Raw genomic sequence first — 25009 nt, 5'->3', positions numbered from 1 at the left:
CAGGGAGGGTTTACTCTGGTGAGGTATCAGCCCCGTGACCCTTTGAAGCGCTGGCATTGCTTTCCGATTTGCTTCAGGAAGAACGAGAATGAGTTTGCTTCGGATTTCCGTAAGTTGAGCCGGTTCTCGGTCTCGTATCTGGTAGCCATCGCGACGAAGCGCTACCTGCACGAGCTGCTGTGCGATTCGGCCGGAAGGCATAATTATGTTCGGTTCCCCCATTATGCCATCGGCCAAAGGAGCACAGGGGGCATTCTGTGCTGGGAATTCTACTGGGGGGACACCGAAACCCCCCCTACAAGAGCCTCACCAACGAAAATACTCCGCCGCACCGCCTCAGATTAATCATCACAGCTCCGCACGCACACCAAACCAGGGGTGAGGTATGCTCGTCCACGCCCATCTCCCCGGAAAACAATTCTCACTCCGGGCCCGTGGATACTGGAAACAAGAACATGCTTGACACAATTTGCCGAACATGCTGAAATAAAATTGGGATTTAAGTTGGTATTAATTTCATAAACATTCGACTGAAACCCGTACATTATGGATGAGCTATTGCGATGGTCATGAACCAGTACTGGTATTTTTTCATCTTCTTCATTTTTACTTTCGCCCTGGTGCTTGGACTGCTCATCTTCGTGATCCTGGTCCGCTATAAGCGGCACGATTACGGGGACAAGTACCTGCCCTATGAGTGCGGCATCGACCCCGTCACGCCGCACGCCCGCGAGCAGTACTCCGTGCGGTTTTACCTGCTCACCCTCGTGTTCATCGTCTTCGAGGTCGAAAGCATTTTCCTGTTTCCCTGGGCGGTAATCTACGACGAGCTCAAGATATTCGGTTTTATTGAGATGTCCATCTTCGTGGCCATACTCCTTTTCGGGTACGTGTACGCGTGGAAGGCGGACGCGCTCGATTTCAGGAGGTCCTTTGACTGAGAAAAGGCCGGAACAGTCCTTCATCCTCACGAAGCTGGACTCCTTCATAACCTGGGCGCAGAAAAACTCGCTCTGGCCGTTCGGCTCCGGGCTGGCGTGCTGCGCCATGGAAATGATCGCGACGGCGGCCTCCCATTACGATATCGCGCGCTTCGGCATGGAGCTATTCCGGGCGTCCCCGCGGCAGGCCGACCTCTTCATCGTGTCGGGCACGGTTACCAACAAGATGGCGCCGGTTATCAGGCGCCTGTGGGAACAGATGCCGGACCCGAAGTGGGTGGTCGCGATGGGTAATTGCGCGATATCGGGGGGCCCGTTCCCGTCGTACTCCGTCCTCCAGGGGGTCGACAAGGTCATACCGGTGGACGTGTACGTCGCCGGCTGTCCGCCGGGGCCGCAGGCGCTCCTGGACGGGCTCATCCTTCTTCAAGAGAAGATTTCGAGGGAACATCCCACGCAGGTCATGTTCAAGGCGAGGTATTGACCGATATGATGGAAGATTTGGAAAGCTCCCCGGTTTTAACAAGGGTGCATGACGCGCTCGCGGCGCGTTACCCGGAGAGTCTGAGCGAATGGACGTTCGAAAAAGGCGAGCTGACCGCGATCGTGCGGAGCGACGCCCTGGTCGAGGTACTGGTCTGCCTGAAAGGGGAGCTCGGTTTCATCGCGCTCAACGACATGATCGGTCTCGACAACATGAATATCGGCGACGGCAGGAAGAGGTTTTCCGTCCTCTACCAGCTGTACCGATTCCCGGCGGCGGACCGCATCCGCCTGCGAGTCGATATCGGCGAGGGAGAGACTTTGCCGTCCATCTATTTCCTCTACCGCTCGTCCGACTGGGCGGAGAGGGAAATCTACGACATGTTCGGGATCGTCTTCAAGGGGCACCCGGACCTGCGCCGAATTTACATGCCCGAGGAGTTCGACGGACATCCCCTGCGCAAGGACTTTCCGCTCGAGGGGAGAAACCCGTGACCTTCAAGGAAATCGAGCTCAACATGGGACCGCAGCACCCCTCGACGCACGGGGTGCTTCACCTGGAGCTGGCGGTCGACAACGAGATCGTGACCAGGGTCAAGCCCTTCCTGGGATACCTGCACCGCGGTATCGAGAAGATTTGCGAGCACAGGACGTACCACCAGATCACGCCGCTCACCGACAGGCTCGACTACCTCGCGGCGATATCGAACAACCTCGCCTATGTCCTTACCGTGGAAAAACTGGCGGGCCTGGAGGTGCCCCGGCGCGCGCAGTACATCCGCGTGATTCTCACCGAGCTGCAGCGCATCGCCTCGCACCTGGCCTGGATGGGATTTTTCGCGAACGATATCGGTGCCATGTCCGTGCTCCTGTACGGCTTCGCGAAGCGCGAGGACATCCTTGAAATCTTCGAGGAATACATAGGGGCGCGGCTCACCGTGCATGCGCTGCGCATTGGCGGAGTGCCTAACGATTTCGACGGAACGATCACGGACATGATTCGCGCCTGCCTGGAATCGCTCCCGAAACGCCTTGAGGAGATCGAGGGGCTCCTGAGCGAAAACCGGATATGGCTTCACAGGACGAAGGGGATCGGCGTGATATCGGGATCGGACGCGATCGAGTTCGGGCTCACGGGCCCGGTGCTCAGGGCCTCGGGCGTGGAATGGGACATCCGCAAGGACATCCCCTACTCGTCGTACGAAGATTTCGAATTCGACGTGCCGCTCGGCACGCGCGGCGACGTGTACGATCGCTACACGGTGAGGCTCGGGGAAATAAGGCAGAGCGCGCGGATCATCCGCCAGGCGCTCGACAAAATGCCGGAAGGCGATATCCGCGCCACGGTGCCGCGCGTGCTGAAAATAGCGCCCGGTGAGATATTCCACAGCATCGAGGCGCCCAAGGGCGAGCTGGGTTTCTACATCAAGTCCAACGGCACGGACAAGCCCGAGCGCGTGAAGATCAAGGTCCCGTCCTTCATCAACATGCATTCCCTGGAACTCATGTGCACGGGGAGCCTTTTCGCGGACGTCGTGGGCATACTGGGTTCGCTCGACATCGTGCTCGGGGAAATCGACAAATGAGCGCGTTCGTCATCGAAGAAATAATCATTCCGATACTCAGGTCGGCGGCCGTCGCGCTTTTTCCGCTGGTGATGACCGTGGTCATGATCTGGATGGAGCGCAGGGTGATCGCCCTTATCCAACTGCGCATCGGACCCAACAGGGTCGGCTTCCAGGGCGTGCTCCAGCCCATCGCCGACGCCATCAAGCTCTTCTTTAAAGAGGACATCGCGCATCGCGGGGTGGACCGGTCGCTCTTCAATATTTCGCCCATTCTCTCGCTCTTCACCTCGCTCCTGGCCTTCAGCTTCGTGCCGCTGGGCGACTCGGTGCACGTGTTCGGCCATACGATCAATCTCTGGGTGGCGGAAAGCCCCGTAGGCCTTCTCCTCACGCTGGGGATTTCCTCGATATCCGTGTTCGGCGTGATATTCGGGGGCTGGTCATCCAATTCGAAATACCCGCTCCTGGGCGGACTCAGGTCGGTCGTGCAGGTGCTGAGCTACGAGATCCCGATCGTGCTCACGGTGCTCTCGATAGTGTTCTTCAGCCACTCGATCAGCCTGGTGGATATCGTCGAGTCGCAGAGAACCGGCGGCATGTGGTACGGATTCTACCTCCCGGTGTCGTTCATCGTCTTCTGGATATCGTCGGTGGCCGAGACGAACAGGGCGCCCTTCGACCTGCCGGAGGCCGAATCGGAACTCGTGGCCGGCTTTCACACCGAATACTCCGGCATGAAATTCGCGTACTACTATATCGCCGAGTACACGCACATGGTGCTTGCCTCATCGCTCGTGGTGATACTATTCTTTGGCGGCTGGCTTCCCCCGTTCCCCAACGTGGAGTTCCTGTCGTTCCTCCACTACGTGCCGGGATTCGTCTGGTACCTGGCGAAAATCATGTTCTTCCTCTATGCGTTCATCTGGATCAGGGCGACGTTTCCCCGGTACCGGTTCGATGAGCTGATACGCCTGGCATGGAAGTGGCTCGTTCCGCTTTCACTCGCGAATATCATGGTGATCGCGCTGATCAGGAGCCTGGGATGATACTTGATTTCCTGAAAAAAATACTGCTTGTGGACATTTTAAAAGGGCTGGCGATAACCCTGAAATTCTATTTCAGCCCCAAGGTGACCTTCCAGTTTCCCGAGCGCGTGAAGACGCCGCGCGCGCGATTCCGGGGAATACTGCGCCTTCACCGGGACGAGCAGGGCGAGCCGCTCTGCATCGCGTGCAGGCTCTGCCAGAGGACGTGTCCCGAGGATTGTTTCGACATCGAGGGGAAGAAGACGGACAGGATGAGGCCCGTAAAGTTCGATTGGAAGCTTTACCGCTGCACCTTCTGCGGGCTGTGCGTTGAGGTATGCCCCACCTCCGCGATCCGGTTTTCAAGGGAGTTCCGGCTTTCAACGACAGACAAGGGCACATTGTTTTTCGACCTCGCGCACATGTACGAGGATTTCGACCTTCAGGCCCGATTTCACGGGGGGAAAGAAGAGGTATGAACCAGATCGTGTTCTTTTTTTTCGGGGCAGTCGCCGTGGTCTCCGCGATTATCGTGGTCACGCACCGCAACCCCATGCACAGCGTGCTCTACCTTTCCTTCAGCGTGCTGGCCTGCTCGGGGGTGTTTTTTTCCCTCCAGGCGGATTTCCTGGGTGCGATCCAGATCATCGTGTACGCGGGTGGGATCGTGGTCCTGTATACCTTCGTCATTATCATCATCAACCTGAACGAGCTTCAGCAGGAAAAAAGAAGGCTCTTCCCGAGGATATTTCTGGTGCTCATGCCCGTCGCGCTCCTCGCGGAGATCGGCTATGTCATGTTCAGCAATGGAACGGCCATTCGTGAGGTCGCGCATTCGGGGCTTACCCTCGAGGCCCTCGCGCGCCAGCTTCTGGCGACCTACGTGGTACCGTTCGAGATCGCGAGCGTCCTGCTCCTCGCGGTGCTTATCGGCTCGATAATAATCGCGCGCAAGTGGGTGATCGATGATACCAATTAGCCATATCCTGGGCCTGGGGCTCACCCTTTTCGCGATCGGTCTCGCGGGCGTGCTCGCGCGCAAGAACCTGGTGACGATCCTCATGTCGGCGGAGCTCATGCTGAACGGCGTGAACGTCATCCTCGCCGGGTATGGTCACCACATGAAGTCGCCGACGGGTTCGATATTCGCCCTTTTCGTCATCATGGTTGCGGTATCGGAGGCGGCGGTAGGGTTCGCGCTCATGCTCTCGTACTTCAGGCAGAAGCCGACCTGCAATCTTGACGAAATCAACGACCTCAAGGGATAGAACGATGTACTTCCAGCTTATACCCCTCTTCCCGCTTATCGGCACCCTATTAAACGGGATCGTCGGCATACGGTATTTTTCAAACAGGACCGTGCACGCGATCGCGGCGGGGTCGGTGGGATTGAGCTTTCTCGCATCGGTAGGGAGCTTCATCGTACTCATGGGGTCAGAGCAGTCCTCATTCGCCTGCACGCTGTTCACCTGGATCCCCGGGATACCGGTGAACCTCGCGGGCGGAAGCGCTGTCGCGACGCTGACCGCCGAATTCGCATTTCGATACGACGCCCTGACCGCGGTGATGACGCTGGTCGTCACCGGCGTGGGGCTTCTCATACACGTCTATTCGATCGGGTACATGGCGCACGACAGGAGCTATGCGCGTTTCTTCGCCTACCTGAACCTCTTCACCTTCGCGATGCTCATACTGGTGCTGGGCGCGAACCTTGCCGTGATGTTCATCGGCTGGGAAGGGGTAGGACTCTGTTCCTATCTCCTGATAGGTTTCTGGTTCGAAAAGGAATCCGCCGCGACCGCGGGGAAGAAGGCGTTCATCACCAACAGGATCGGGGATTTCGGATTCATTCTCGGGATTGGAGTGCTTGTCTATTATCTAGGCACGATCGATATGGCCGATATATCCGTCGCCGTGGGGGGCGGGCTCCTCGACAAGGACGTCGCCACGGTCGCGGCGCTCCTCCTTTTCCTTGGCGCTACCGGCAAGTCCGCGCAGATCCCGCTCTACACCTGGCTCCCCGACGCGATGGAGGGCCCCACGCCCGTGTCGGCGCTCATCCACGCGGCAACCATGGTGACCGCGGGTGTGTACATGGTCGCGCGAATGCACGTCCTGTTCACCTTTTCCGGGACTGCGCTTACCGTGGTCGCACTCACGGGCGCGGCCACCGCGGTGTACGCCGCGAGCATGGGCTTCGTCCAGAACGACATCAAGCGCGTGCTCGCATACTCCACGATTTCACAGATCGGCTACATGTTCATAGGCCTGGGGGTCGGGGCGTACGCGGCGGGCGTGTTTCACCTGATGACCCACGCTTTTTTCAAGAGCCTGCTCTTCCTCGCGGCGGGGAGCGTCATCCACGCCCTCTCCGGGGAGCAGGATATGCGGAAGATGGGCGGACTGCGCACGCGTATCCCCTCGACCTACCGCGTATTCCTGGTCGGGGCGCTCGCCATCGCGGGCATCCCGGGGCTGTCGGGATTTTTCTCGAAGGACGAGATACTCGCCTCGGCGTTCGCATCCGGAAATTTCGCGGTGTGGGCTCTGGGGCTCACAGGCGCGGGTATGACGGCCTTCTACATGTTCCGTCTTATCTTCATGACATTCTACGGCAGGGAGCGCATGGACCCGGAAGCCGCGCACCACGTGCACGAATCGCCGGGCATCATTCTCACCCCGCTGCGCATACTCGCATTCTTCTCCGTCACGGCGGGCCTTGTCGGCCTGCCCGCGGTCCTGGGCGGGGGAAACTGGTTCGCGCGATTCCTTGAGCCGGCGACCGGGTCGCATGAGTTTCACCTTTCCCATGTGACCGAGGTCGCATTGATGGCGCTCTCTACCGGAATTGCGTTATGCGGCATTGGAGCAGCGTATTTGATCTACGTGAGAAAAGAGGGCGTCCCCGCGCGAAGGCTCGCGGAGGGAATGAAGCGCTTCTATGCGCTGGTCAGCCGGAAATACTTCGTCGATGAATTCTACGACCGCGTGATCGTCGGCGGTATGATGAAACTGGGTACGCTGTTCGGAAGGTTCGACCTGGGGATCATCGACGGTGCCGTGAACGGGGCCGCGCGCCTGGTGCGCGGGCTCTCGTCGGTTTCCATTTTGACCGATACGCACGTGGTAGACGGCGCGGTGAACGGCGTCGGCCGTGCGCACGAACGTGTATCGGCTCTGCTCAGACGGCTTCAGACCGGGTACATATATAACTACGCCCTGGCGATCGCCCTGGGTCTTTTCATCATCATGACATTGATACTGATGGCGTAAGGAGCTTTACCAATGGATATACTGGGCATTCCCGTCCTCAGCTTCATCACCTTCTTCCCGCTCATTGGCGTCGGTGCGATCATCCTCGTGCCAAAGGGCCGGGACTCGGCGGTGAGGCTCATCGCGAACGCTGCCGCGCTGCTTGAATTTTTCGCGACCCTCTACCTCCTGGCGGGATTCAGCGTTGCGGCCGAGGGCATGCAATTCATAGAGCGCGCGGAATGGATCCCTCGCGTAAACGCACAGTATTTGCTGGGAATCGACGGTATCTCGCTCCTGCTCATCCTGCTTACCTCCCTGCTCACCTTTCTCGCCACGCTCTCTTCATGGGACGCGATCCGCGAGAGGCTTAAGGAATATTATATTTTCCTGCTCATCCTTGAAACGGGAATGATCGGCGTCTTCGTGTCGCTGGACCTGGTGGTTTTTTACGTATTTTGGGAGGTCATGCTCGTTCCCATGTATTTTCTGATAGGCGTATGGGGAGGGGAGCGAAGGCTCTACGCCGCGATCAAGTTCTTCCTGTATACGCTGTTCGGTTCGGTGGCGATGCTGGTCGGCATACTGGTGCTCTATTCCCATTACCACACCTTCGACCTTATGGCGATGACGGAACAGGGATCATACCTGGCCCCCGCGATGCAGGCGTGGGTCTTTTTCGCCTTCTTCCTGGGATTCGCGATCAAGGTCCCCATGTTCCCGTTCCACACGTGGCTTCCGGACGCGCACGTCGAGGCCCCGACGGCAGGTTCGGTCATTCTCGCGGGCGTGCTGCTGAAAATGGGGACGTACGGTTTCCTGCGTTTTTCGCTGCCGCTTTTTCCGGGGGCATCGCGGCAGTTCGTGGTGCCCATCGTGGTGCTCGCGCTCATATCGATCGTGTACGGCGCGCTCGTCTCGCTCATGCAGAAGGACATGAAAAAACTTATCGCCTATTCGTCGGTCTCGCATATGGGTTTCGTGGTCCTGGGAATTTTTGCGTTCACGCCCCTCGCGCTCAAGGGCGCCGTCATTCAAATGATTAACCATGGCATCTCGACGGGCGCGCTTTTTCTCATCGTGGGCGTTCTCTATGAAAGGCGGCACACCAGGCTCATCGCGGAATTCGGGGGACTGTCGTCGCGCATGCCGGTCTACGCGGCGGTATTTCTCATCATAACCATGTCGTCTATCGGACTCCCGGGACTGAACGGATTTATCGGGGAATTCATGATACTCATGGGTACCTTCACGGTAAACTGGGTTTGGGCAGCGATCGCGGCGACGGGGATCGTTCTGGGCGCCGGCTACATGCTCTGGCTCTACCAGAGGGTGATGTTCGGCAAAATAGAGAACGCCTCCAACGAAGCGATTTCTGATTTGAACGGCAGGGAGCTTGCGACGTTCCTGCCGCTGGTCCTTCTTGCGTTCGTCATTGGGATATACCCCGCGCCATTTCTCCGGATAATCGACAAGCCCGTTGAAAAGATCGTGCGCATTGTAAACCCCGGCTTTTACGAGGCTAAAACCGCCCGTGATCCCGGAACGAGCACGCCGGGCTCGGAATCCGCGCGCGGGGGTGCGCGCTGATGGATTATTCACCGTACCTTGCGCAGATAAAGCACCTGGCTCCGGAAATAACCTTGCTCGCCTTCGGCGCTGCGGCGCTGTTGGCGCACCTGTTCGCCCGGGGCAGCGGTCACAGGCTCTCCGGAATGGTCGCGCTCGCCGGCCTGGGGACAGCGGCGCTCGTGCTGGCGTTCACGCCGCTAAGCGGCGGAGAGATCTATTCGGGTACGCTTAACGTGGATCCATTCTCGATGTACCTGAAAATGATCTTCCTCATTGCGGCCGCGATAACCGTTACGCTCTCTTTCAGGTTCTTCGAGGTCGAGGGATTCGAGACCGGCGAAATCTATTACCTGGTGCTATTCTCGGTGATCGGCATGATGTTTACGGTAAGCGCGGTCGACCTGATCACCTTCTATATTTCGTTCGAAACGTTCGCAATAATATCGTATATCCTCGCGGGCATATTCAAGAAAGAGCTTCGCTCCTCCGAGGCGGGCATAAAGTATTTCATCCTGGGCATCCTGAGCTCGGCGATAATGCTGCTTGGAATGGCGATTCTTTTCGGCATAACCGGGGAAACCGGTTTTGCACGGATCGCCGGGGCGCTCGCGGACGCCGACGCAACGGTCGCGATGGCGGGCATGGTGCTCGTCATGACGGGCCTCTTTTTTAAAATTGCGCTGGTTCCGTTTCACATGTGGACGCCCGACGTCTACGAGGGCACGCCGACGCCCCTGGTCGTGCTTCTGTCCACCGCGCCCAAGGCGGCGGCGCTTGCGGTGCTCATACGGCTCGTCACTACGGTGTTTGCGCGTTTTGAAACGCAATGGGTCGCGATCTTTACCGCGATCGCGATCGCGACCATGTTCTGGGGCAATATCGCCGCGCTCGTTCAGGATAACGTCAAGCGCATGATGGGTTTTTCTTCCATTGCGCACGCGGGATACCTGATGATCGGGCTCGCGGCGGCGGGAAGCGCGGGAACAACGGCCCTTCTCTTTTACCTGCTCGCGTATTTTTTCATGAATGCGACCGCCTTCGCGCTTATCCTGCTCGTGCAGAAGGGACAGGGTTTCGGCGAGCGCGTGGACGACCTTCGCGGCCTCGCGCGCCATGCGCCCCTGTCGGCGGCGTGCATCGTCGTGGCGCTGCTCTCGCTCGCGGGCATACCCCCCACGGCAGGCTTTATCGGCAAATATTACCTGCTGCTCGCGGCGATGGAAAAAGAAATGTACGCGCTCGTCGCGGCGGGCGCGATCAACACGGTGATATCGATCTTCTATTATTTTCGGATCGGCAGGGCGCTGTTCATGGAGAGCGGCCAGGGTGAATTGCCCATGAAGGGGACCGGCGGCGTCACCCTGGTAATATGCGGATCCGCGCTGTTCCTGCTCCTCGCCGGCATTTTTCCTTCCCGGCTCACGGAATACGTCTGGGCGCTGATAAAATAGACGGCTCCCTGTCTCCCCGGACGGGTCTCGGGGGTCACCGTTACGTGCGAATCCGCCGTGGACGGTTGGAAACCATGTGCGCGCCCTTCCTGCAAATGCAGTATCGGACCCGATGCCTTGTACGTGAAGGAAATCCCTCCGACAGGGTTTCGAATAAAAACCACCGGCAAAAAATACATGGTTCATGGTCATATAATACTTGCAAAAAAAGTGTTATATGTTCACACTATATACTTTATAGACTCAGGGATTTCTTTGCCCCTGCAGAATTGAATGCACGTATATCAGGAGGTTGCCATGAAAGATGTGTTCGTGGTCAGCGCGGTACGCACCCCGGTAGGAAAACAAAAAGGATATCTTCGCGAATGGATGGCGCCGGAGCTTCTCGCCGCGTCCCTGAACGCGGCGGTCGATCGCACGGGGATAAACCCGGAACTAGTCGACGATGTCATTGCGGGAACGGTATACCAGGTGGGCGAGCAGGGATTCACCCTGGCGCGCATGGGGATTCTCGCCTCGAAGCTGCCCATCTCGGTGCCCGGCATTTCGGTCAACAGGCAGTGCGGCTCCAGCCTCTCGGCGATCCAGTTAGCCGCGGGGATGGTCGGCTCGGGGACCATGGACTGCGTCATCGCGGCCGGCTGCGAAATGATGACCAAGTACGGCATGGCTTCGGATCTCTTAGGCACATTATCGAACGGCAAACCAATGGGTCACCCCTTCGGCAAGTTTTATACCGATAAATACGGGTTTCCGGATCAGATCGTCGCCGCGCACATGATCGCGAAGCAGTGGAAGATAACCAAGGAAGAGTGCCAGCAGTTTGCGGTCGCAAGCCACAGTAAAGCCTACGCGGCGACGCAGGGCGGATATTTTAAAAATGAAATCATACCCACGAAGGGGTTCGACGCGGAAGGGAAGGAGATTACCCGGGATACCGATGAGCCGATCCGGCCGGAAACGAGCATCGACACGCTCGACGCGCTCAAGATTCTTCCCAATACGGACTGGATGACCGCCGGTCTTTCCAGCACGATCACGGACGGTTCGTCGGCGATGATGCTCGTGAGCGAAGAATTCATGAAAAAGGAAAAACTGAAACCGCTCGCACGGATCGTGGGAAGCGCGGTCGCGGGATCGGATCCCCTGCTCATGCTCACCGGTCCCATTTATGCGACGCCCAAGGTGCTCGCGAAGGCGGGACTTGCGATGAAGGATATCGACATATTCGAAATCAACGAGGCCTTCGCGCCCATCCCGCTCGCATGGGTGAAGGAGCTGGGGGCCGATACGGGCAGGCTTAACGTGAACGGCGGGGCGCTCGCCCTGGGGCATCCTGTGGGCAACTCTGGGTGCAGGCTTTCGGTCACGGCCATCCATGAACTCGCACGCCGGAAGGCGCGGTACGCGCTGGTCTCGCTTTGCACGGGCGGAGCCATGGCGCCGGCAACTATTTTCGAGCGCGCCTGATAGAAGGCGCGCACAGGGAGGACGATATGGGAGAGGCAACCAGGGACGTGGGAAGCTGCATCGTCACGCGTAAGGAAAATTATGCGATCGTCGCGTTCAATCGGCCCGATAAATTAAACGCCTTTGATCACAAGATGTTCGAGAGCATGCGCGATGCGTTCTACGAGGTCGCCGATGACAAGAGCATCCGCGCGGTCGTATTCACCGGCACGGGGGATCATTTTTCCGCCGGGGGCGACGTCGAGGAGGACATCAACCCGCTGAAAAGCAAGTCCGCGCGGGATTTTAAGCATTATTTCGAGGATCTCGGGGAACTGTACATGAGGCTTTACAATCACCAGGTCCCCACCATCGCGGCGATAAACGGGTACGCCCTGGGAGCGGGTATGGAGCTTGCCCTCTGCTGCGACATTCGTATCGCGGCCAACACGGCGCAGATGGGGGAATTTTTCGTGAAAATGGGACTGGTACCGGAAGCGGGCATGTGCCTGCTTCCCAAGATCGTGGGAATGGGAATGGCGAAACTCCTGTGCTACACGGGGAACCTGGTGAGCGGGGAGGAGGCGTGCCGGATAGGGCTCGTGGAAAAAGTGGTGGCGCTTCCCGAGCTCATGCCCGAGGCAGAAAAGCTTGCTGCGCGCCTCGCGCGGGGACCGTACTCGATCAGCCTCATGAAGCGCGCTATCAACGAATTCTCGCAGCTCTCGCTGGAGGCGAGCATGAACACCGCGATCGCCTACCAGTTCCAGGCATCGCGTACGGCCGACCATCCGGAAGCAGTCATGTCCTTCATCGAGAAAAGAAAACCGAACTTCAAGGGCGAATAGATTGACTGGATATACCCGTTGTGCGATAATACGCGGGTGAGTTCATCAAATCGTGAAGGAGAATTGGTATGAGAAAGCTGTTGCTGGCGGTTGCAGCGGTAACGTTCGGGTGTTTCATGCTGGGAAACATTGCGCAGGGCGGCAAAATAGGCAGTGATTGCACCTTCAAGGGGAAGAAACTTTCCGGCAAGGTGCAGATCGTGACCAGCTTTCCCGATTTCAAGGTCAAGGTGGTTTCGAGCTTTCAGGATCTCAATGTCCAGAAGGTGTCTTCGTTTCCCTCCGAGTGCGGTAAGTGGCAGTTCACGGACTCCTTTCCGGATTTCAAGATCCAGATCGTCGACTCGTTCGAGGACTTTTCAATCAAGTACGTGGATTCGTTTCCAGGCGTGAACTGAAAACCATAAGAACGAAAAAGCAAAGGCGCGGATTCGAATCCGCGCCTTTGCTTATTAATGATGTCTCCTGTTACGGATTCATCGTATAGGTGCCCTTCATCGCGTAGACGTACTTATCAAGGACGCGGTTATAGCGTTCGGCATTGACAACCGGGCGCTTGATCATCCGCAGGCAGATCTCCTGCTGCGTGTCGGTCGCGTTCGGCTTTCCATATAGCTGTAGCGCGTACTTCGAGAAGTCGCGTATCATGAAATCGAATATCTGGTCGATAATGTCGTCTTCCACGTTATAGATCTTTTTGTTCTCGAGGATGAGCTGCCCGTATGCCGTCAGGGTGAAAAGCTCCCCTACGTTAAGCAGGAAGTCGATGTCCTTTCCCTGCTCCTTCATGCTATCCAAAGAAGCCATCATGAATTCCTTGAACACCTCGATCTGTGAGCTGAAGACCTTCACGTTGGGAAGGTCAACGCTCTTGTACGCGATGTTGTAGTCATGGAACTGGAGCTTGCCCAGGCCCTTCGTGGGACCCTGGGTGAAGAGAAAGTCGTCATTCGCGGCGTCGCGGCGCTGAGGTACTTCCGGGTAGACCGCCGGGTTGAAGAAGAAATTGGGCATGAACTTGATGATGAGGGCCATGTTCACATGCACCGTTCCCTCGAGCTTGGGAAGCGCCCTGATGTCGGTCGCGGCGTTTTCGAAGTAGGTGTCCTTCTCGAATCCCTTGGCCGCAATCACGTCCCATAGCAGATTGATGACCTCCTCGCCCTGGGTGGTAACCTTCATCTTCACGAGCGGCGTGTATAGAAGGTAACGCTTATCTTGTGGAGACGCCGAGCGCATGTAGTCGGTGGCGCGCAGCGCGAAGAGCTTCATCGCGACCAGGCGGCAGTAGGCGTCCATGAATATCTGCTTGATGTGCGTGAAGTCCGTCACGTAGCTTCCGAAAAGCTTCCTGCTGGAGGCATGATCGATCGCCTCGTAAAAAGCGTGTGCGCATATGCCTATCGACGCCCATCCCAGGTTGAACTTGCAGATGTTGATAGTGTTCAGCATGTCGTCCCACGCCTTCTCGCCGCGCTGGAGGATGTCCGCGTCGGTGATGGGGTAGTCGTGCAGGGCGTACTCGGCGACGTAGTCCTGGTTGTGGATGATGTTCTTCACGCACTCGTAGCGCTCGTGCTTGGAGTTGACGGCAAAGAAAACATACTCGCCCGAATCGGCGACCTTGCCGAAGGTGGAGACCATGGCCGCTTCGTTGCCGTTGCCTATGTAGTACTTGTCCCCGTTCGCGAGATAGTTGCCTCCCGACTGGGGATAGAGCATCATGTCGCTCGAGTAAATATCGGCACCGTGCTCTTTTTCGGAAAGACCGAACGCGAATATGGCTCCTTCCTGTAAAAGTTTCGCGGCCTTGTGCTTGGCTTCGTCGTTCGCGCCAAGGTAGATGGGGCCCAAGCCCAGGGCGCTCACCTGGAAGGTGTACCAGTAGGTGAGGCCGTAGAAGCCGAGGACCTCCGCGAAATCGACGATACGTGAGGAGTCCCATCTGGAATTTGCGGCACCAAAGCCGGCCGGGGTGAGGAGCTTCGCCATTATCTGGTTGTCTTTCATGAATTCGAGAAATTCGGTGTACCACTTGCAGGCATGGAAGTCGTCCTTCATCGCCTTGAGGCCGCGACCCTCGAAGAACTCGATGGTCTTCAGCATGATCTGCCTGGTTTCCTCATCCGCGTATTTCGCGACGATGTTTTTCGGGTTGAGGATTATTTTTTCCATGTAGTTCTCCTTGTTTTAGCAGCCCGCAACGGAGCCGGATTATCCCCCTCCCTTGAGGGGAGGGGTTAGGGGAGGGTGAAGAGTATGCCGATTCAAGAGTGTACTTCACACCCCCACCCGGCCTCCCCCGTCAAGGGGGAGGGGAAAAGACTAGCTCTGATCCCTCATCTTGTAGGTTCCCTTGAGCGAATACACCTGCTCCTTCCATATCTTGTCGAATCTCGCGGGATTGGGGAGCGGGGTCTTGATGATCTTGATCGAGAGTTCCTTCTGCTTCTCGGAATTCGAAGGCTTCAGGTGAATTCCCAGGGCGTATTTCGAGAAATCGCGCACCATGAAATCGAATATCTCTTCGAGGAGTGCGTCTTCCACGGGGAAGAACTTCCTGCTCTCGATGATGAGCTGGCCGTACGCGACGAGCGTGAGGATCTCGCCCAGGGCGAGCAGGTAGTCGATATCGGCGGACTGCTCCTTGCTGGGGCCCGCTTCCATCAGGAATTTCTTGAAGAGGTTTATCTGCTCCTTGAAGATGTTCACATTGGGCATGTCCACGCTGTTATAGGCGATGTTGTAATCGTGGAACTGGATCTTTCCCAGGCCCTTCGTAGGTCCCTGCTTGAAGAGAAACGCGTCGTTCGTGGGATCGTCGCGGCGCGGTATCTCCGGGTAGGCGCCCGGGTTGAAGAAGTAATTGGCCATGAACTTCACGATGAGCGCCATGTTCACGTGCACGGTGCCCTCGAGCTTGGGAAGCATGGGGAGCTCGTGCTTGGCGATCTCGAAGAAGGGCTCGTTTTCGAAGCCCTTCGCCGCGATGACGTCGTGGAGGATGTTCATCACATCCTCGCCCTCGCGCGTCACCTTCATCTTCACCATGGGATTGAACAAGAGGTAGCGTCGGTCGGTGTCGCTCGCGGAGCGCATGTAGTCGGCGGCGCGCTCGGAGAAGAGCTTCATGGCGACCAGGCGGCAGTAGGCGTCGGTGAGGAGGCGCTTGATGTGCGGGAAGTCGGTCACGTATTTGCCGAAAAGGTTGCGGTTCGCCGCGTGGTCGATCGACTCGTACAGGGCGTGGGTGCACAGGCCTATCGCCCCCCAGCCCAGGTTGAACTTGCAGACGTTGATCGTGTTCAGCATGTCGTCCCACGCCTTGGGGCCCTTCTCGGTGATATCGGCCTGGGTTATGGGGTAGTCATGGAGCGCGAACTCGGCGACGTAGTTCTGTTCGTTCACCACGTTGCGGATGCACTCGTACTTGGGATGCTTGGAATCCACGACAAAGAAGACGTACTCGCCGGTATCGGCCATTTTCGCGAAGGTGGCTACGAGCGCCGCCTCGTTGCCGTTGCCTATGTAGTACTTGTCGCCATTCGCCTTGAAGGTCCCGTCCGCATTGGGATAGAGCATCATGTCGCTCGAGTAAATATCGGCCCCATGTTCTTTCTCGGAAAGACCGAACGCAAAGACCCCGCCTTCTTGAAGAAGCTTCGCGGTGCGATGTTTCGCCTCTTCATTGGTGCCGTTCCAGATGGGAACGAGACCCAGCATGGAAACCTGCCAGGTATACCAGTAGGTGACACCGTAGAACCCGGTGATCTCGGAAAATTCGCAGTTGCGATAGGTGTCCCAGCGGGAATCGGGGGCGCCGTAGCCGGCCGGCGTCATGAGCGTCGCGAAGACCTGGTTTTCCTTGAGGAACTCGACGAAATCATAGTTCCATTTCTTCTCGTGCCAGTCCTTCTTGATAGCCTTGAGGCCCTTTTTCTCGAAAAACTCGATGGTCTTGACCATTATCTGCCGGGACTTCTCGTCCGGGTACTTTCTCACGTGGTTCTTGGGGTTGAAAAGAATCATGAAGGCCTCCCGATTATTAGTGTGGGTGTCGATGCGGAGTGAATCAATATCAAATCATTGAATGACGTTCGAGTTGTCAAATAATTTTCAAAATCTGCTTGATTTTTTATATCCCGCCGGGCGTATAACACGTCAATATGAAGACCGAGACCACGACCCGGAAAAACACGCTCGGGAAGCTCAAGACGAGGGAGCGTGAGGACCGGAAAAACCTCATTATCGACTCCGCGGAGCGGGTATTCGCGAGCCGTCCCTTCGACAAGGTGAGCATGCGCGAGATCGCCGAGGATGCGGGAATCTCGACCTCTTCCATATACACGTATTTCCATAACCAGGAGGCTCTGTTCCTGGAGGCGGTGCTGCGCGATTCGAACCGGCTGCTGGACGAGGTGCAGGGCATCGTGAACGCCGAGGCGGGGGCGCCGATAATCGACCGGGTGATCGAGACCTTCATCGATTTCATCGCGCACAACGATTCCTACTATCGCATGATGGTCGTCTTCATGACCCACGGCAACCTGAAGCCCGAGTCCCTGGAAAAGATGAACGAGGTCGTGGGGCGGGGGCTGGCCATGTTCGACGCGGTGTTCAGGCACGCGGGCTACGAGGGCAACGTGCGCATGCTTTCGCATTACTTCTTCGCCATGCTGAACGGCATACTGGTCACCTTCCGGAAGTTCCCCGGTCGCAGCGACCGGGTGATCATCGCCCACATGAAGCATGTGGGCAAGATTTTCACGCGGCTCCTGGAGGGGCGCATATGAGAAAGAACCCCGTCCCGGTGGGAGTCCGCGGGCTTGTCGATATCCTGGAGCGTTACCTCCCCGCGGCGGGGAAGCTCAATTACGCGCTCAAGATACTGGGACATCCGGGTGTGGGGAAGTCCGCAATCGTGAAACAGGTTGCCCAGCGGATGAACATGCTTTTTATCGACACGCGGCTGGCCTTCAAGGAGAACGTGGACCTGGGGGGCTACCCGGTCCCGGACCAGGCTGCCCGGCGCATGGTATACTTTCGTCCGAAGTTCATACCCCCGGAAGAGGTGCCCGCCGGCTTCGACGGGATCGTGTGGTTCCTGGACGAATCGAACAGGGCGCATCCCACGGTGATCCAGACCCTCTTCCAGATCATCACCGAGCACATGTGTGGTGAACACGCGCTTCCCGGGAGCACCGCGATCGTGCTCGCGGGAAACCTGGGCGAGGGTGACAGCACCACTATCACCGAATTCGACGACGCCGCCCTGGACGGGCGCCTGGCGGTCTTCCAACTGCGCCCCCGGGCGGAGGAATGGCTCGCCTGGGCGCGCGAGGAGGGACTGCACCCGTCCGTCGTCCGCTATATCACGCTATTTCCCGACCGGCTCTGGGACGAGGCGAACATCAATCCCAACCCGCGCGGCTGGCACCAGGTTTCGCTCGCGCTCACGCATTCCTACGGGCTCCCCGGCGAATCGGACCTCGCCACGCACCTGGTCGATGAACCGGACGGCACGCTCGCCGGGGTGATTGAATCGCTCATTTCGTCGATCGCGAGCCGCGATTTCATCTTGCAGGTAACGGCCCCTCGCGAAGTTTCGAGTGCCGATATACTCGAAGGCGATTCCGGGAGACTTGCGGCGCTTGCGCGCGGGGAGATTCCCGCCGAGGACCTGTTGTGGGCGGCCTCGGGCGCCGTTTCCACCCTGCGCGAAATGGCCGTGGCCCAGGGCGGGGAACCGGACCACGCTTCCCTGAAAACCCTCTCGAACGTGCTTCTCTTCCTCGGCAGCGCCCGCGCCGATGTGCGGATGTCCTTTTTCTACCTGCTCATCCGCGACTGCGGTCTGTTCACGCAGGTTCCCGCGGCCATCAAACTCATCCCCGACGAAGAAACGCGCGCCGCGATACTGAAACGATTCGGTGCGGTGTTGGACGACGGCGGAACTAGCTAAGCGTTTATTTAAGCGCGCGCACTCATGCAAAAAAAATCATCGATCTGCGGCAAACATGCACCGGTACGGTTGAAAACCAGGGGGAAAAAGGTTATATACAATACTGGGCGCCTTTAACGGAATCGCGCCCAACCTGAAAACTAGGCGGGCCTATGAACGACAGGCTGCAGGAAAGAATACTCGCGACCGCGAGGGGGCTTTTCGAACGCATGGAAGGTGAAAAGCCCTCGCTTTTCAATACCTCTTCCCTGATCGGCAGGCTGCTTGGCCGCACCATGGAAAATGACCACTTCAAGACCGCGCTGTTCCGGTTTATCGACGTATTCCCCTCCCTTACGACCGGGAAACAGGTTTCCCGCCATGTCCGCGAATATTTCGGCGCCGACAAGTCGCTTCCACGATTGATATCGCTGGGGGCCAGGATCGCGGGATCGCTGGGAACGCCCGGGGGCGTGGTAATGGGGAAGGCGATTTCCTACATGATAAATACTATCGGCCGCCAGTTTATTTTGGGTGCGACCGTGAAGGAGGCGCTAAAAAACGCCGGGTTGCTCAGGAAAAAAGGATTCGCGGTCGTGCTTGACGCACTTGGTGAAGCGACCCTTTCCGCGGAAGAGACAAGGCGTTATGTCGAGTTGAATCTTGAGCTGCTGAAGGGGTTCCGAGAGGCGAGTACAGCCTGGGCCCCGCTCGAAGGGAAGGGACTCGATCCCGCCCGGGACTGGGGGGCTTCCCCGAAGATCAACGTCTCGATAAAACCGAGCGCCCTCTACTGCCTGGCTTCGCCGATAGACTTCGAAGGTTCCGTCGAAGCGATCCTCGCGCAGCTCAGGAGGCTCCTTGCCGCAGTCATTGAATCGAACGGCTTCCTGTGCATTGACATGGAATCCTACAGGTTTAAGGACATCACCCTTGAGGTCTATCGGAGAATCAAGCGGGAAAATCCGGAGTATCCCCATATCGGAATCGTTCTGCAGGCATACCTCCACGATACCGACCGCGACGTTGATGCGCTGCTCGCATGGGCAAGGGATCGCCGCATACAAATCGCGGTGCGCCTGGTGAAGGGAGCCTACTGGGATTACGAGAGGGCCATGGCCCTCCAGAACGGGTGGAGCATGCCGGTAAGGACGCGCAAGGCCGAGACCGACGCGGCGTACGAACGGCTTGCGCGGAGGATACTGGAAAACCATGATATCTGCCACTTCTCCTGTGCGACGCACAATATCCGCACCATCGCGGCCGTGCTGGAGACGGCGCGCGAGCTCAAGGTGCCGGATAACCGGTACGAATTCCAGGCGCTCTACGGGATGGCGGAGCCGGTGCGGCAGGCGGTACTGGCCGACTCCGGACGGGTCCGGCTCTACTGCCCCTTCGGGGACATAGTCCCCGGAATGCAGTACCTGGTGCGCAGGCTTCTTGAAAACACCTCCAACGAATCCTTCCTTCGCCTGAGCTTCGCCGGCGGGACGCCTTCCCCAACGCTCCTGGAAAACCCGGCGCATGCCGTGCGGCGCGCACGGGAGGAATATCCCGAAGCGGACCGTACGAAGCAATCGGGCGGTGAGAATCCGTTTACGAACGAGCCCGGTGCCGATTTCACCCGGGCCGCCCAGCGGGAGGCGTTTCCCATGGCCCTGGCGGCGATCCGCGCAAAAGTGCCCGTGATCCGTCCGCTTTATATCGGCGGGAAAAGGGTCGTTACGCGCGATCGGATCAGGTCGGTGAATCCCGCGAACCCGGCCGAGGTGATCGGCTTCGTATGCCAGGCGGGAACGCAGGAGGCCGCGGCGGCGATCGCCGCGGCAAAGAAGGCCTTCATGCGATGGCGGGACACCCCCCCGCGGGCAAGGGCGGAATTCCTGTTCAAGGCCGCGTCCGCCGCCAAGCGCCGCATATTCGAGCTCGCCGCCTGGCAGGTGCTGGAGGCGGGGAAGCAGTGGGACCAGGCCCATGCGGATGTCGCGGAGGCAATCGATTACTTCGAATATTACGCCCGGGAGATGATCCGGATCGGCTCGCCCGCGGTCCTGGGAAATCTCCCGGCGGAACAGAACCTGTATTTTTATGAGCCGCGCGGCGTGGCCGCGGTGATCGCCCCTTGGAACTTCCCCCTGGCAATAAGCGCCGGGATGGCCTCAGCGGCCATCGTTACCGGGAACACGGTGGTATACAAGCCTTCCGGACTTACCGGCATTATCGGGGGCGGACTGGTGGATATTTTCCGGGAGGCCGGGCTTCCCGACGGGGTGTTCAATTTCATTCCCGGAAGGAGCGAGGTGATCGGCGATTACCTGGTGGATCATCCGGACATAAGCCTTATCGCCTTCACCGGGTCCATGGAAACCGGGCTGCGCATCACCGGGCGCGCGGCAAGGGTGAATCCCGGCCAGCCGGACATCAAGAAGACTATCACCGAGCTGGGCGGGAAAAACGCGATCATCATCGACGACGACGCGGACCTGGACGAGGCCGTGCCGCACGTGCTCGCATCCGCGTTCGGTTACCAGGGGCAGAAATGCTCGGCCTGTTCGCGGGTGATCGTCCTTAATGCGATTCACGACCGGTTCGTGAACCGGCTGGTGGAGGCGGCGCGCGCGTATCGGGTGGGTCCGGCAGAGGACCCCTCCACGAACATGGGACCCGTGGCCGATGAAAACGCCGTCAGGAAAATCATGCGCTATATCGAGACCGGCCGCCATGAGGGCAGGGTCCTGTACGAAAGCCGCATACCGGATGACGGAGGCTACTATGTTCCGCTCGTCATCATCGACCGCATTCTTCCCCAGCATAGCGTCGCACGTGAGGAGATATTCGGGCCCGTGCTCGTGATCATGCGCGCGAAGGATTTCGGCCAGGCGATTGAATGGGCCAATGCGACGCCCTTCGCGCTCACGGGAGGGGTATTCAGCAGGAGCCCCGCGAACATAGACCGGGCCCGAAAGGAGTTCCGCGTGGGAAACCTGTACATCAACAGGGGGATCACCGGCGCCATGGTGGGACGGCAGCCCTTCGGGGGGATGCGCATGTCCGGTACGGGGACCAGGGCGGGGGGACCGGACTATCTCCTCCATTTCATGGTCCCCAGGACCGTTACCGAGAACACGATGCGCAGGGGCTTCGTCCCGGTCGATGAATAGCGGTTCGTGCTCGGGATGTGTAGGCAGCCCATGGGGCCGCACATGAATTGACAAGGGGCCGCGTCACGTCTATGTTGTCTCTATGGGGCACGCAATTATTTCACCGCTCGAAAGCGCGCTTGAGCGGCTCTGGAGGCGGAGCCGCTTCACCTCGTATTTTTTCCAGTCCCTCCAGGCGCGCGAAGAGAATGCGCTGCCGACCATCGCCCTTGCGGTGCATCGGTCCCGGGCCGTGTTGCTGTACAATGCCTCCTTCATCGAGCGTCTCACCACCGACGAGCTTATCGGCCTCCTTGCGCACGAGATGCTCCACGTGGTGCTCGCGCACGACCACCGTGCGCCCCCCGGCGCGGACGCCCGCCTGCAGAACATCGCCCAGGACATGGTGGTCAACAGCTACCTTGCCGCGCATCGGACCCGATTCTTTTCCCGCCAGGGCGCCTACGAGGCCGCAACGCCCGCGCTCGAACTGCCTGAGGGCCTCCCGGCGGTACCGGCCGCATTCACGCGCGATACCGGGATACAGGACCCGTCCTGGGAGGATGTCTATCGCTGGCTGCTGGCGCAGAAACGCTCCTCGGTCTCGGAATACATGGACGGCTTCCAGGCGGGGGACGCCGCTCCCGCGGGAAGCGAGCGCGCGACCGCGGATTCCCTGCGCAGGGTGCTCCGCAATCCCCTCCAGATTCCCGGGGACGAGCTCCCCGCGGAACAGTTTTCCCTGGGCGAGCTCCGCGGAATCGAATTCCGCAACCGCGACGAGGACCCGCTTCCTACCGGGGTGCACCTCTTTCACGGGGACCGCGATCTCGCGAGCCTGAGCGCGCAGCGCGACCGGGTCATCGCGATGGCCTCCGCCGACGAGGAGTGCCGCGAGGAGCGCTCATGCCATGAAATAAAAGGGATCATCAACCGCGTGGCCGAGGTGGACATCTCGTCGTGGAGGAAGCAGCTCCGCAGCATCATCGATTATTCATCCCAGTCGAACGAATGGGTCTATACCTATGGGCGGTTCAACCGGCGCTACTTCGCGGGGGGGATTTACGCCCCGGGACGCAATTTTCGGGAGCAGGAGCGCATCACCGTGGCGGTTGATGTATCGGCCTCGATGGTGATGCGGCCGGAGGAGATCGAGGCGGCGTTCGGCGTCATCGAGGAGCTCCTGGGCAAGTACCGGATCAACCTCGTCTGCATCGATGAAAACCTGTTCATCCCGGAAAAGCGGGGGGAGCGATTCAAGGGCTCACCCGATCCGAAAAAAGCCTACTTCTACAAAAAAGGCGACTGGCGTTACTTGGAAACCGGATCGAGCGGAACGACCTTTTTCGCGCCGCTCTTCAACGAGTACATGCACGGGCACGACGAGCTCCTCATCGTGATCACGGACGGTGAGATTTACGATATTCGGAAACTCAGGAGGTACGCCCCGACCGTGTGGGTTCTTCCCGAGCGCAGGCGCGCAGCCTTCGATCCGCCGTTCGGACGAACGGTTATCGTGAAAACAGCGGCGCAGGGGAGGGGTCATGGAACCTCTTAGTGATCCCGGCCGCACCGCCGAGCGCGCCTCCGAATTGCTCTACCACGCGGGACTTTCGGGAGGCGGGTTCGATTATGAAAAGGGATGCGCGGGGCTGCTTTCCCTGGGAATTCCCCCGCATATTTTTCTCGCGGGAAAGGACTGGCCGGCATTCGACGCGCGCCGCGCGCTGGAGCGCCTCGAATCCCTCGCAAGCGCCGAATACATCCACAAGGCCGGCATATTCTGGAAGGACTTCGATTTCGACCGTGGGTTGGACGCGCTCATATGCCTGGGAGAGCCCGAGTATCTCTACCGCGCCGGCAGATTCTGGAAGGGGTTCGATTATGACCGCGGGCTCGAGGCGCTTATTCGAACCGGCCCGGCGCGCTACGTCTATTACGCGGGGCAGGAATGGAAGACCTGCAACCTCGCGCGGGCGTACGAGGCGATCATCGCCTCGGGGAGCGCGGAATACATTTTCTACGCCGGCGCGCACTGGAAATATTTTGACTACACGCGCGGGTTCCCGGCGCTCGTCGCCGCGGGCGACCCGGAATTCATCTACAAGGCGGGAACCCTGTGGAGGGAGTTCGACTACCCGCGCGCCTGGCGTGCCCTGGAACGGGAGGTGGTCCGCGGCGCCGGGTGGCGCGGAAAGGCGCTCGCGAACCCACGCTGGAGGCAGGCGCTCAGGGAGATATGGGCCGGCCTGACAAAATAACGTGAGCCCCCGCGACGCCGTGAAGGGCATGGGGTGCCGATACACGAACAGGCGCGTCGGAACTTGTCTCCGTTTCCCGGAAGGCAGCCTACCGGCCCCACGAGTCCGCTTCCGCGACGGCGGCGCAGAATTTCCGGACGTTCGACCCGGCCGCGGCGCCTGTTGCTTCCGCACAACGCGCCCTGGTGGCGGCGGCGTCGTATTCCAGGAACGCCTTGGCCATGTCATCGACGATAAAGATGGACGCCGATTCGCTTTCGCCCTCCAGTAAACGCATCGCCCTCCCGAAGAGGGCCCCGAAGCGGTCCGCGCCGCGGACCGGGAGCACCCGGTATTCAAGCTTCCCCCCGCCGATCGGTCCGCGGATCCTCACCGGGGTCCCGGGTTTCGTAATGGAAAGGATATGCACCGTACCGAACGATCTCTCGCCGTCGAATGCCTTCGCGTCGCTTTCGACCGGTGCGTCGATAATCCCCGGCCGGGAATCCGTTACGACGAGCGCGGCCGTGATGCCGTCCGCGAATCGAAACCAGTCGGTGTAATCGCCATCAATGAACGATACGCTTCCCGTCGTGTCGGCGGAGACGGGAACCGAGCCCTTTTGATCGGAATCCGGGCCGGATGCCTTTTCCGGGAAGAAGGCGGTGCGTTCTATGACCGTGAAATCGCCGCGGGGATTGAGCGTATACCGCGATACGCCCGCGATAAGGTCGGTTCCGGATACGATATCGTCGAACACGATATCGCATTCCACGAGGACGAGTCGAATGGGGATTCCCTGGTACTGGGGCGCATACATGACCGCGTAAATCCTATCGGCCCTCATTATGAAATCGTCGCCCGCATAAAGGTGCCACCCGAACTCGGGTGCGCTCGCGGCATCCGCGAAATCGATGCTCGTCTGGCGGCTTATGAAGGCCTCTTTAATCTCGATGCGGGCCCACTGCGTCGCATCCAGCCGGCCCGGATCGGCGCGAAGCGTGAGGGCGGCCAGCAGGCCGAGGGGCAGGACAACGAACCGAGCGCGGGTCTTCATAGGGGAAGCATGCCCCTCATGCATACTTCCCCTATGAAGACC

Annotated in this window: 23 protein-coding genes; 20 read left to right on the top strand and 3 right to left on the bottom strand. The window is 59.0% G+C overall.

Going from position 1 to position 25009, the window contains the following annotated elements; genetic code table 11:
- Positions 1–18: 18 nt before the first annotated feature.
- The 15 genes from EPN93_04865 to EPN93_04795 all read left to right on the top strand — a co-directional run bounded on the left by EPN93_04865 (position 19) and on the right by EPN93_04795 (position 12987).
- Positions 19–345 carry a hypothetical protein gene (locus tag EPN93_04865; protein ID TAL38439.1) on the top strand — a complete coding sequence of 109 codons (327 nt, stop codon included), beginning with the start codon at positions 19–21 and terminating at the stop codon, positions 343–345.
- A 224-nt stretch (positions 346–569) separates the two neighbouring features.
- Positions 570–941, top strand: a complete 372-nt coding sequence (locus EPN93_04860; GenBank protein TAL38438.1) for an NADH-quinone oxidoreductase subunit A — start codon at positions 570–572, stop codon at positions 939–941.
- On the top strand, positions 919–1425 hold the full coding sequence (locus tag EPN93_04855; GenBank protein ID TAL38442.1) for an NADH-quinone oxidoreductase subunit B: 507 nt from the start codon (positions 919–921) through the stop codon (positions 1423–1425). Before EPN93_04860 ends, EPN93_04855 begins: the two co-directional genes overlap by 23 nt.
- A 5-nt stretch (positions 1426–1430) precedes the next feature.
- Positions 1431–1919, top strand: a complete 489-nt coding sequence (locus EPN93_04850; protein ID TAL38437.1) for an NADH-quinone oxidoreductase subunit C — start codon at positions 1431–1433, stop codon at positions 1917–1919.
- 23 nt (positions 1920–1942) lie between these two features.
- On the top strand, positions 1943–3010 hold the full coding sequence (locus EPN93_04845; GenBank protein ID TAL38441.1) for an NADH-quinone oxidoreductase subunit D: 1068 nt from the start codon (positions 1943–1945) through the stop codon (positions 3008–3010).
- On the top strand, positions 3007–4038 hold the full coding sequence (nuoH, locus tag EPN93_04840; protein TAL38436.1) for an NADH-quinone oxidoreductase subunit NuoH: 1032 nt from the start codon (positions 3007–3009) through the stop codon (positions 4036–4038). The genes EPN93_04845 and nuoH overlap by 4 nt, the downstream gene beginning before the upstream one ends.
- Positions 3969–4496, top strand: coding sequence for an NADH-quinone oxidoreductase subunit I (locus EPN93_04835; protein ID TAL38435.1), 528 nt, complete (start codon positions 3969–3971; stop codon positions 4494–4496). The genes nuoH and EPN93_04835 overlap by 70 nt, the downstream gene beginning before the upstream one ends.
- A complete protein-coding gene (locus EPN93_04830) occupies positions 4355–4996 on the top strand; it encodes an NADH-quinone oxidoreductase subunit J (GenBank protein ID TAL38434.1) in 642 nt (213 codons plus the stop codon). The genes EPN93_04835 and EPN93_04830 overlap by 142 nt, the downstream gene beginning before the upstream one ends.
- On the top strand, positions 4983–5285 hold the full coding sequence (gene nuoK / locus EPN93_04825) for an NADH-quinone oxidoreductase subunit NuoK (GenBank protein TAL38433.1): 303 nt from the start codon (positions 4983–4985) through the stop codon (positions 5283–5285). The genes EPN93_04830 and nuoK overlap by 14 nt, the downstream gene beginning before the upstream one ends.
- 4 nt (positions 5286–5289) lie before the next feature.
- Complete coding sequence (locus tag EPN93_04820; protein TAL38432.1) at positions 5290–7290, top strand: NADH-quinone oxidoreductase subunit L; 2001 nt, start codon at positions 5290–5292, stop codon at positions 7288–7290.
- A 12-nt stretch (positions 7291–7302) separates the two neighbouring features.
- Positions 7303–8859 (top strand): NADH-quinone oxidoreductase subunit M, encoded by a 1557-nt coding sequence (locus tag EPN93_04815; GenBank protein ID TAL38431.1) that lies wholly within the window; start codon positions 7303–7305, stop codon positions 8857–8859.
- Positions 8859–10292, top strand: coding sequence for an NADH-quinone oxidoreductase subunit N (locus tag EPN93_04810; GenBank protein ID TAL38430.1), 1434 nt, complete (start codon positions 8859–8861; stop codon positions 10290–10292). Before EPN93_04815 ends, EPN93_04810 begins: the two co-directional genes overlap by 1 nt.
- 297 nt (positions 10293–10589) lie before the next feature.
- Positions 10590–11762, top strand: a complete 1173-nt coding sequence (locus EPN93_04805; protein TAL38429.1) for a thiolase family protein — start codon at positions 10590–10592, stop codon at positions 11760–11762.
- 26 nt (positions 11763–11788) lie between these two features.
- Positions 11789–12589 carry an enoyl-CoA hydratase/isomerase family protein gene (locus EPN93_04800; GenBank protein TAL38428.1) on the top strand — a complete coding sequence of 267 codons (801 nt, stop codon included), beginning with the start codon at positions 11789–11791 and terminating at the stop codon, positions 12587–12589.
- Between the two features lie 116 nt (positions 12590–12705).
- Positions 12706–12987 (top strand): hypothetical protein, encoded by a 282-nt coding sequence (locus EPN93_04795; protein ID TAL38440.1) that lies wholly within the window; start codon positions 12706–12708, stop codon positions 12985–12987.
- A gap of 70 nt (positions 12988–13057) precedes the next feature.
- Here EPN93_04795 and EPN93_04790 read toward each other — a convergent pair whose 3' ends face one another.
- Both EPN93_04790 and EPN93_04785 read right to left on the bottom strand, forming a co-directional pair.
- Positions 13058–14764: an acyl-CoA dehydrogenase gene (locus EPN93_04790; GenBank protein TAL38427.1), complete on the bottom strand. Its 1707-nt coding sequence runs from the start codon at positions 14762–14764 to the stop codon at positions 13058–13060.
- Between the two features lie 150 nt (positions 14765–14914).
- Positions 14915–16618: an acyl-CoA dehydrogenase gene (locus EPN93_04785; protein ID TAL38426.1), complete on the bottom strand. Its 1704-nt coding sequence runs from the start codon at positions 16616–16618 to the stop codon at positions 14915–14917.
- Between the two features lie 137 nt (positions 16619–16755).
- On the opposite strand from EPN93_04785, the gene EPN93_04780 reads away from it, so the two are divergent.
- From EPN93_04780 to EPN93_04760, 5 genes are all read left to right on the top strand, one after another.
- The gene (locus EPN93_04780) at positions 16756–17382 is read left to right on the top strand and encodes a TetR/AcrR family transcriptional regulator (GenBank protein ID TAL38425.1); all 627 of its coding nucleotides are present in this window, start codon (positions 16756–16758) and stop codon (positions 17380–17382) included.
- A complete protein-coding gene (locus EPN93_04775) occupies positions 17379–18551 on the top strand; it encodes a hypothetical protein (protein TAL38424.1) in 1173 nt (390 codons plus the stop codon). Before EPN93_04780 ends, EPN93_04775 begins: the two co-directional genes overlap by 4 nt.
- A 152-nt stretch (positions 18552–18703) precedes the next feature.
- A complete protein-coding gene (pruA, locus tag EPN93_04770; protein TAL38423.1) occupies positions 18704–21691 on the top strand; it encodes an L-glutamate gamma-semialdehyde dehydrogenase in 2988 nt (995 codons plus the stop codon).
- 82 nt (positions 21692–21773) lie between these two features.
- Positions 21774–23228 (top strand): hypothetical protein, encoded by a 1455-nt coding sequence (locus EPN93_04765; protein TAL38422.1) that lies wholly within the window; start codon positions 21774–21776, stop codon positions 23226–23228.
- Complete coding sequence (locus tag EPN93_04760) at positions 23215–23931, top strand: hypothetical protein (GenBank protein ID TAL38421.1); 717 nt, start codon at positions 23215–23217, stop codon at positions 23929–23931. Before EPN93_04765 ends, EPN93_04760 begins: the two co-directional genes overlap by 14 nt.
- Before the next feature lie 88 nt (positions 23932–24019).
- Here EPN93_04760 and EPN93_04755 read toward each other — a convergent pair whose 3' ends face one another.
- Positions 24020–24967 (bottom strand): hypothetical protein, encoded by a 948-nt coding sequence (locus EPN93_04755; protein TAL38420.1) that lies wholly within the window; start codon positions 24965–24967, stop codon positions 24020–24022.
- Positions 24968–25009: the final 42 nt, after the last annotated feature.

This window comes from Spirochaetota bacterium (genome assembly GCA_004297825.1).
Classification (GTDB): Bacteria; Spirochaetota; UBA4802; order UBA4802; family UBA5368; genus FW300-bin19.
Note: the sequence above shows the minus strand (reverse complement) of the source record. Positions and strands in the feature narration are given on the sequence as shown.

What these genes read in the sequence shown, in the direction of transcription:
- EPN93_04860 (TAL38438.1), top strand. Translation starts at nt 570, where the DNA reads ATGAACCAGTACTGGTATTTTTTCATCTTCTTCATTTTTACTTTCGCC.
- EPN93_04850 (TAL38437.1), top strand. Translation starts at nt 1,431, where the DNA reads ATGATGGAAGATTTGGAAAGCTCCCCGGTTTTAACAAGGGTGCATGAC.
- EPN93_04845 (TAL38441.1), top strand. Translation starts at nt 1,943, where the DNA reads ATGGGACCGCAGCACCCCTCGACGCACGGGGTGCTTCACCTGGAGCTG.
- nuoH (TAL38436.1), top strand. Translation starts at nt 3,007, where the DNA reads ATGAGCGCGTTCGTCATCGAAGAAATAATCATTCCGATACTCAGGTCG.
- EPN93_04835 (TAL38435.1), top strand. Translation starts at nt 3,969, where the DNA reads ATGGAAGTGGCTCGTTCCGCTTTCACTCGCGAATATCATGGTGATCGC.
- EPN93_04830 (TAL38434.1), top strand. Translation starts at nt 4,355, where the DNA reads ATGCCCCACCTCCGCGATCCGGTTTTCAAGGGAGTTCCGGCTTTCAAC.
- nuoK (TAL38433.1), top strand. Translation starts at nt 4,983, where the DNA reads ATGATACCAATTAGCCATATCCTGGGCCTGGGGCTCACCCTTTTCGCG.
- EPN93_04820 (TAL38432.1), top strand. Translation starts at nt 5,290, where the DNA reads ATGTACTTCCAGCTTATACCCCTCTTCCCGCTTATCGGCACCCTATTA.
- EPN93_04815 (TAL38431.1), top strand. Translation starts at nt 7,303, where the DNA reads ATGGATATACTGGGCATTCCCGTCCTCAGCTTCATCACCTTCTTCCCG.
- EPN93_04810 (TAL38430.1), top strand. Translation starts at nt 8,859, where the DNA reads ATGGATTATTCACCGTACCTTGCGCAGATAAAGCACCTGGCTCCGGAA.
- EPN93_04805 (TAL38429.1), top strand. Translation starts at nt 10,590, where the DNA reads ATGAAAGATGTGTTCGTGGTCAGCGCGGTACGCACCCCGGTAGGAAAA.
- EPN93_04800 (TAL38428.1), top strand. Translation starts at nt 11,789, where the DNA reads ATGGGAGAGGCAACCAGGGACGTGGGAAGCTGCATCGTCACGCGTAAG.
- EPN93_04795 (TAL38440.1), top strand. Translation starts at nt 12,706, where the DNA reads ATGCTGGGAAACATTGCGCAGGGCGGCAAAATAGGCAGTGATTGCACC.
- EPN93_04790 (TAL38427.1), bottom strand. Translation starts at nt 14,764, where the DNA reads ATGGAAAAAATAATCCTCAACCCGAAAAACATCGTCGCGAAATACGCG.
- EPN93_04785 (TAL38426.1), bottom strand. Translation starts at nt 16,618, where the DNA reads ATGATTCTTTTCAACCCCAAGAACCACGTGAGAAAGTACCCGGACGAG.
- EPN93_04780 (TAL38425.1), top strand. Translation starts at nt 16,756, where the DNA reads ATGAAGACCGAGACCACGACCCGGAAAAACACGCTCGGGAAGCTCAAG.
- EPN93_04775 (TAL38424.1), top strand. Translation starts at nt 17,379, where the DNA reads ATGAGAAAGAACCCCGTCCCGGTGGGAGTCCGCGGGCTTGTCGATATC.
- pruA (TAL38423.1), top strand. Translation starts at nt 18,704, where the DNA reads ATGAACGACAGGCTGCAGGAAAGAATACTCGCGACCGCGAGGGGGCTT.
- EPN93_04765 (TAL38422.1), top strand. Translation starts at nt 21,774, where the DNA reads ATGGGGCACGCAATTATTTCACCGCTCGAAAGCGCGCTTGAGCGGCTC.
- EPN93_04760 (TAL38421.1), top strand. Translation starts at nt 23,215, where the DNA reads ATGGAACCTCTTAGTGATCCCGGCCGCACCGCCGAGCGCGCCTCCGAA.
- EPN93_04755 (TAL38420.1), bottom strand. Translation starts at nt 24,967, where the DNA reads ATGAAGACCCGCGCTCGGTTCGTTGTCCTGCCCCTCGGCCTGCTGGCC.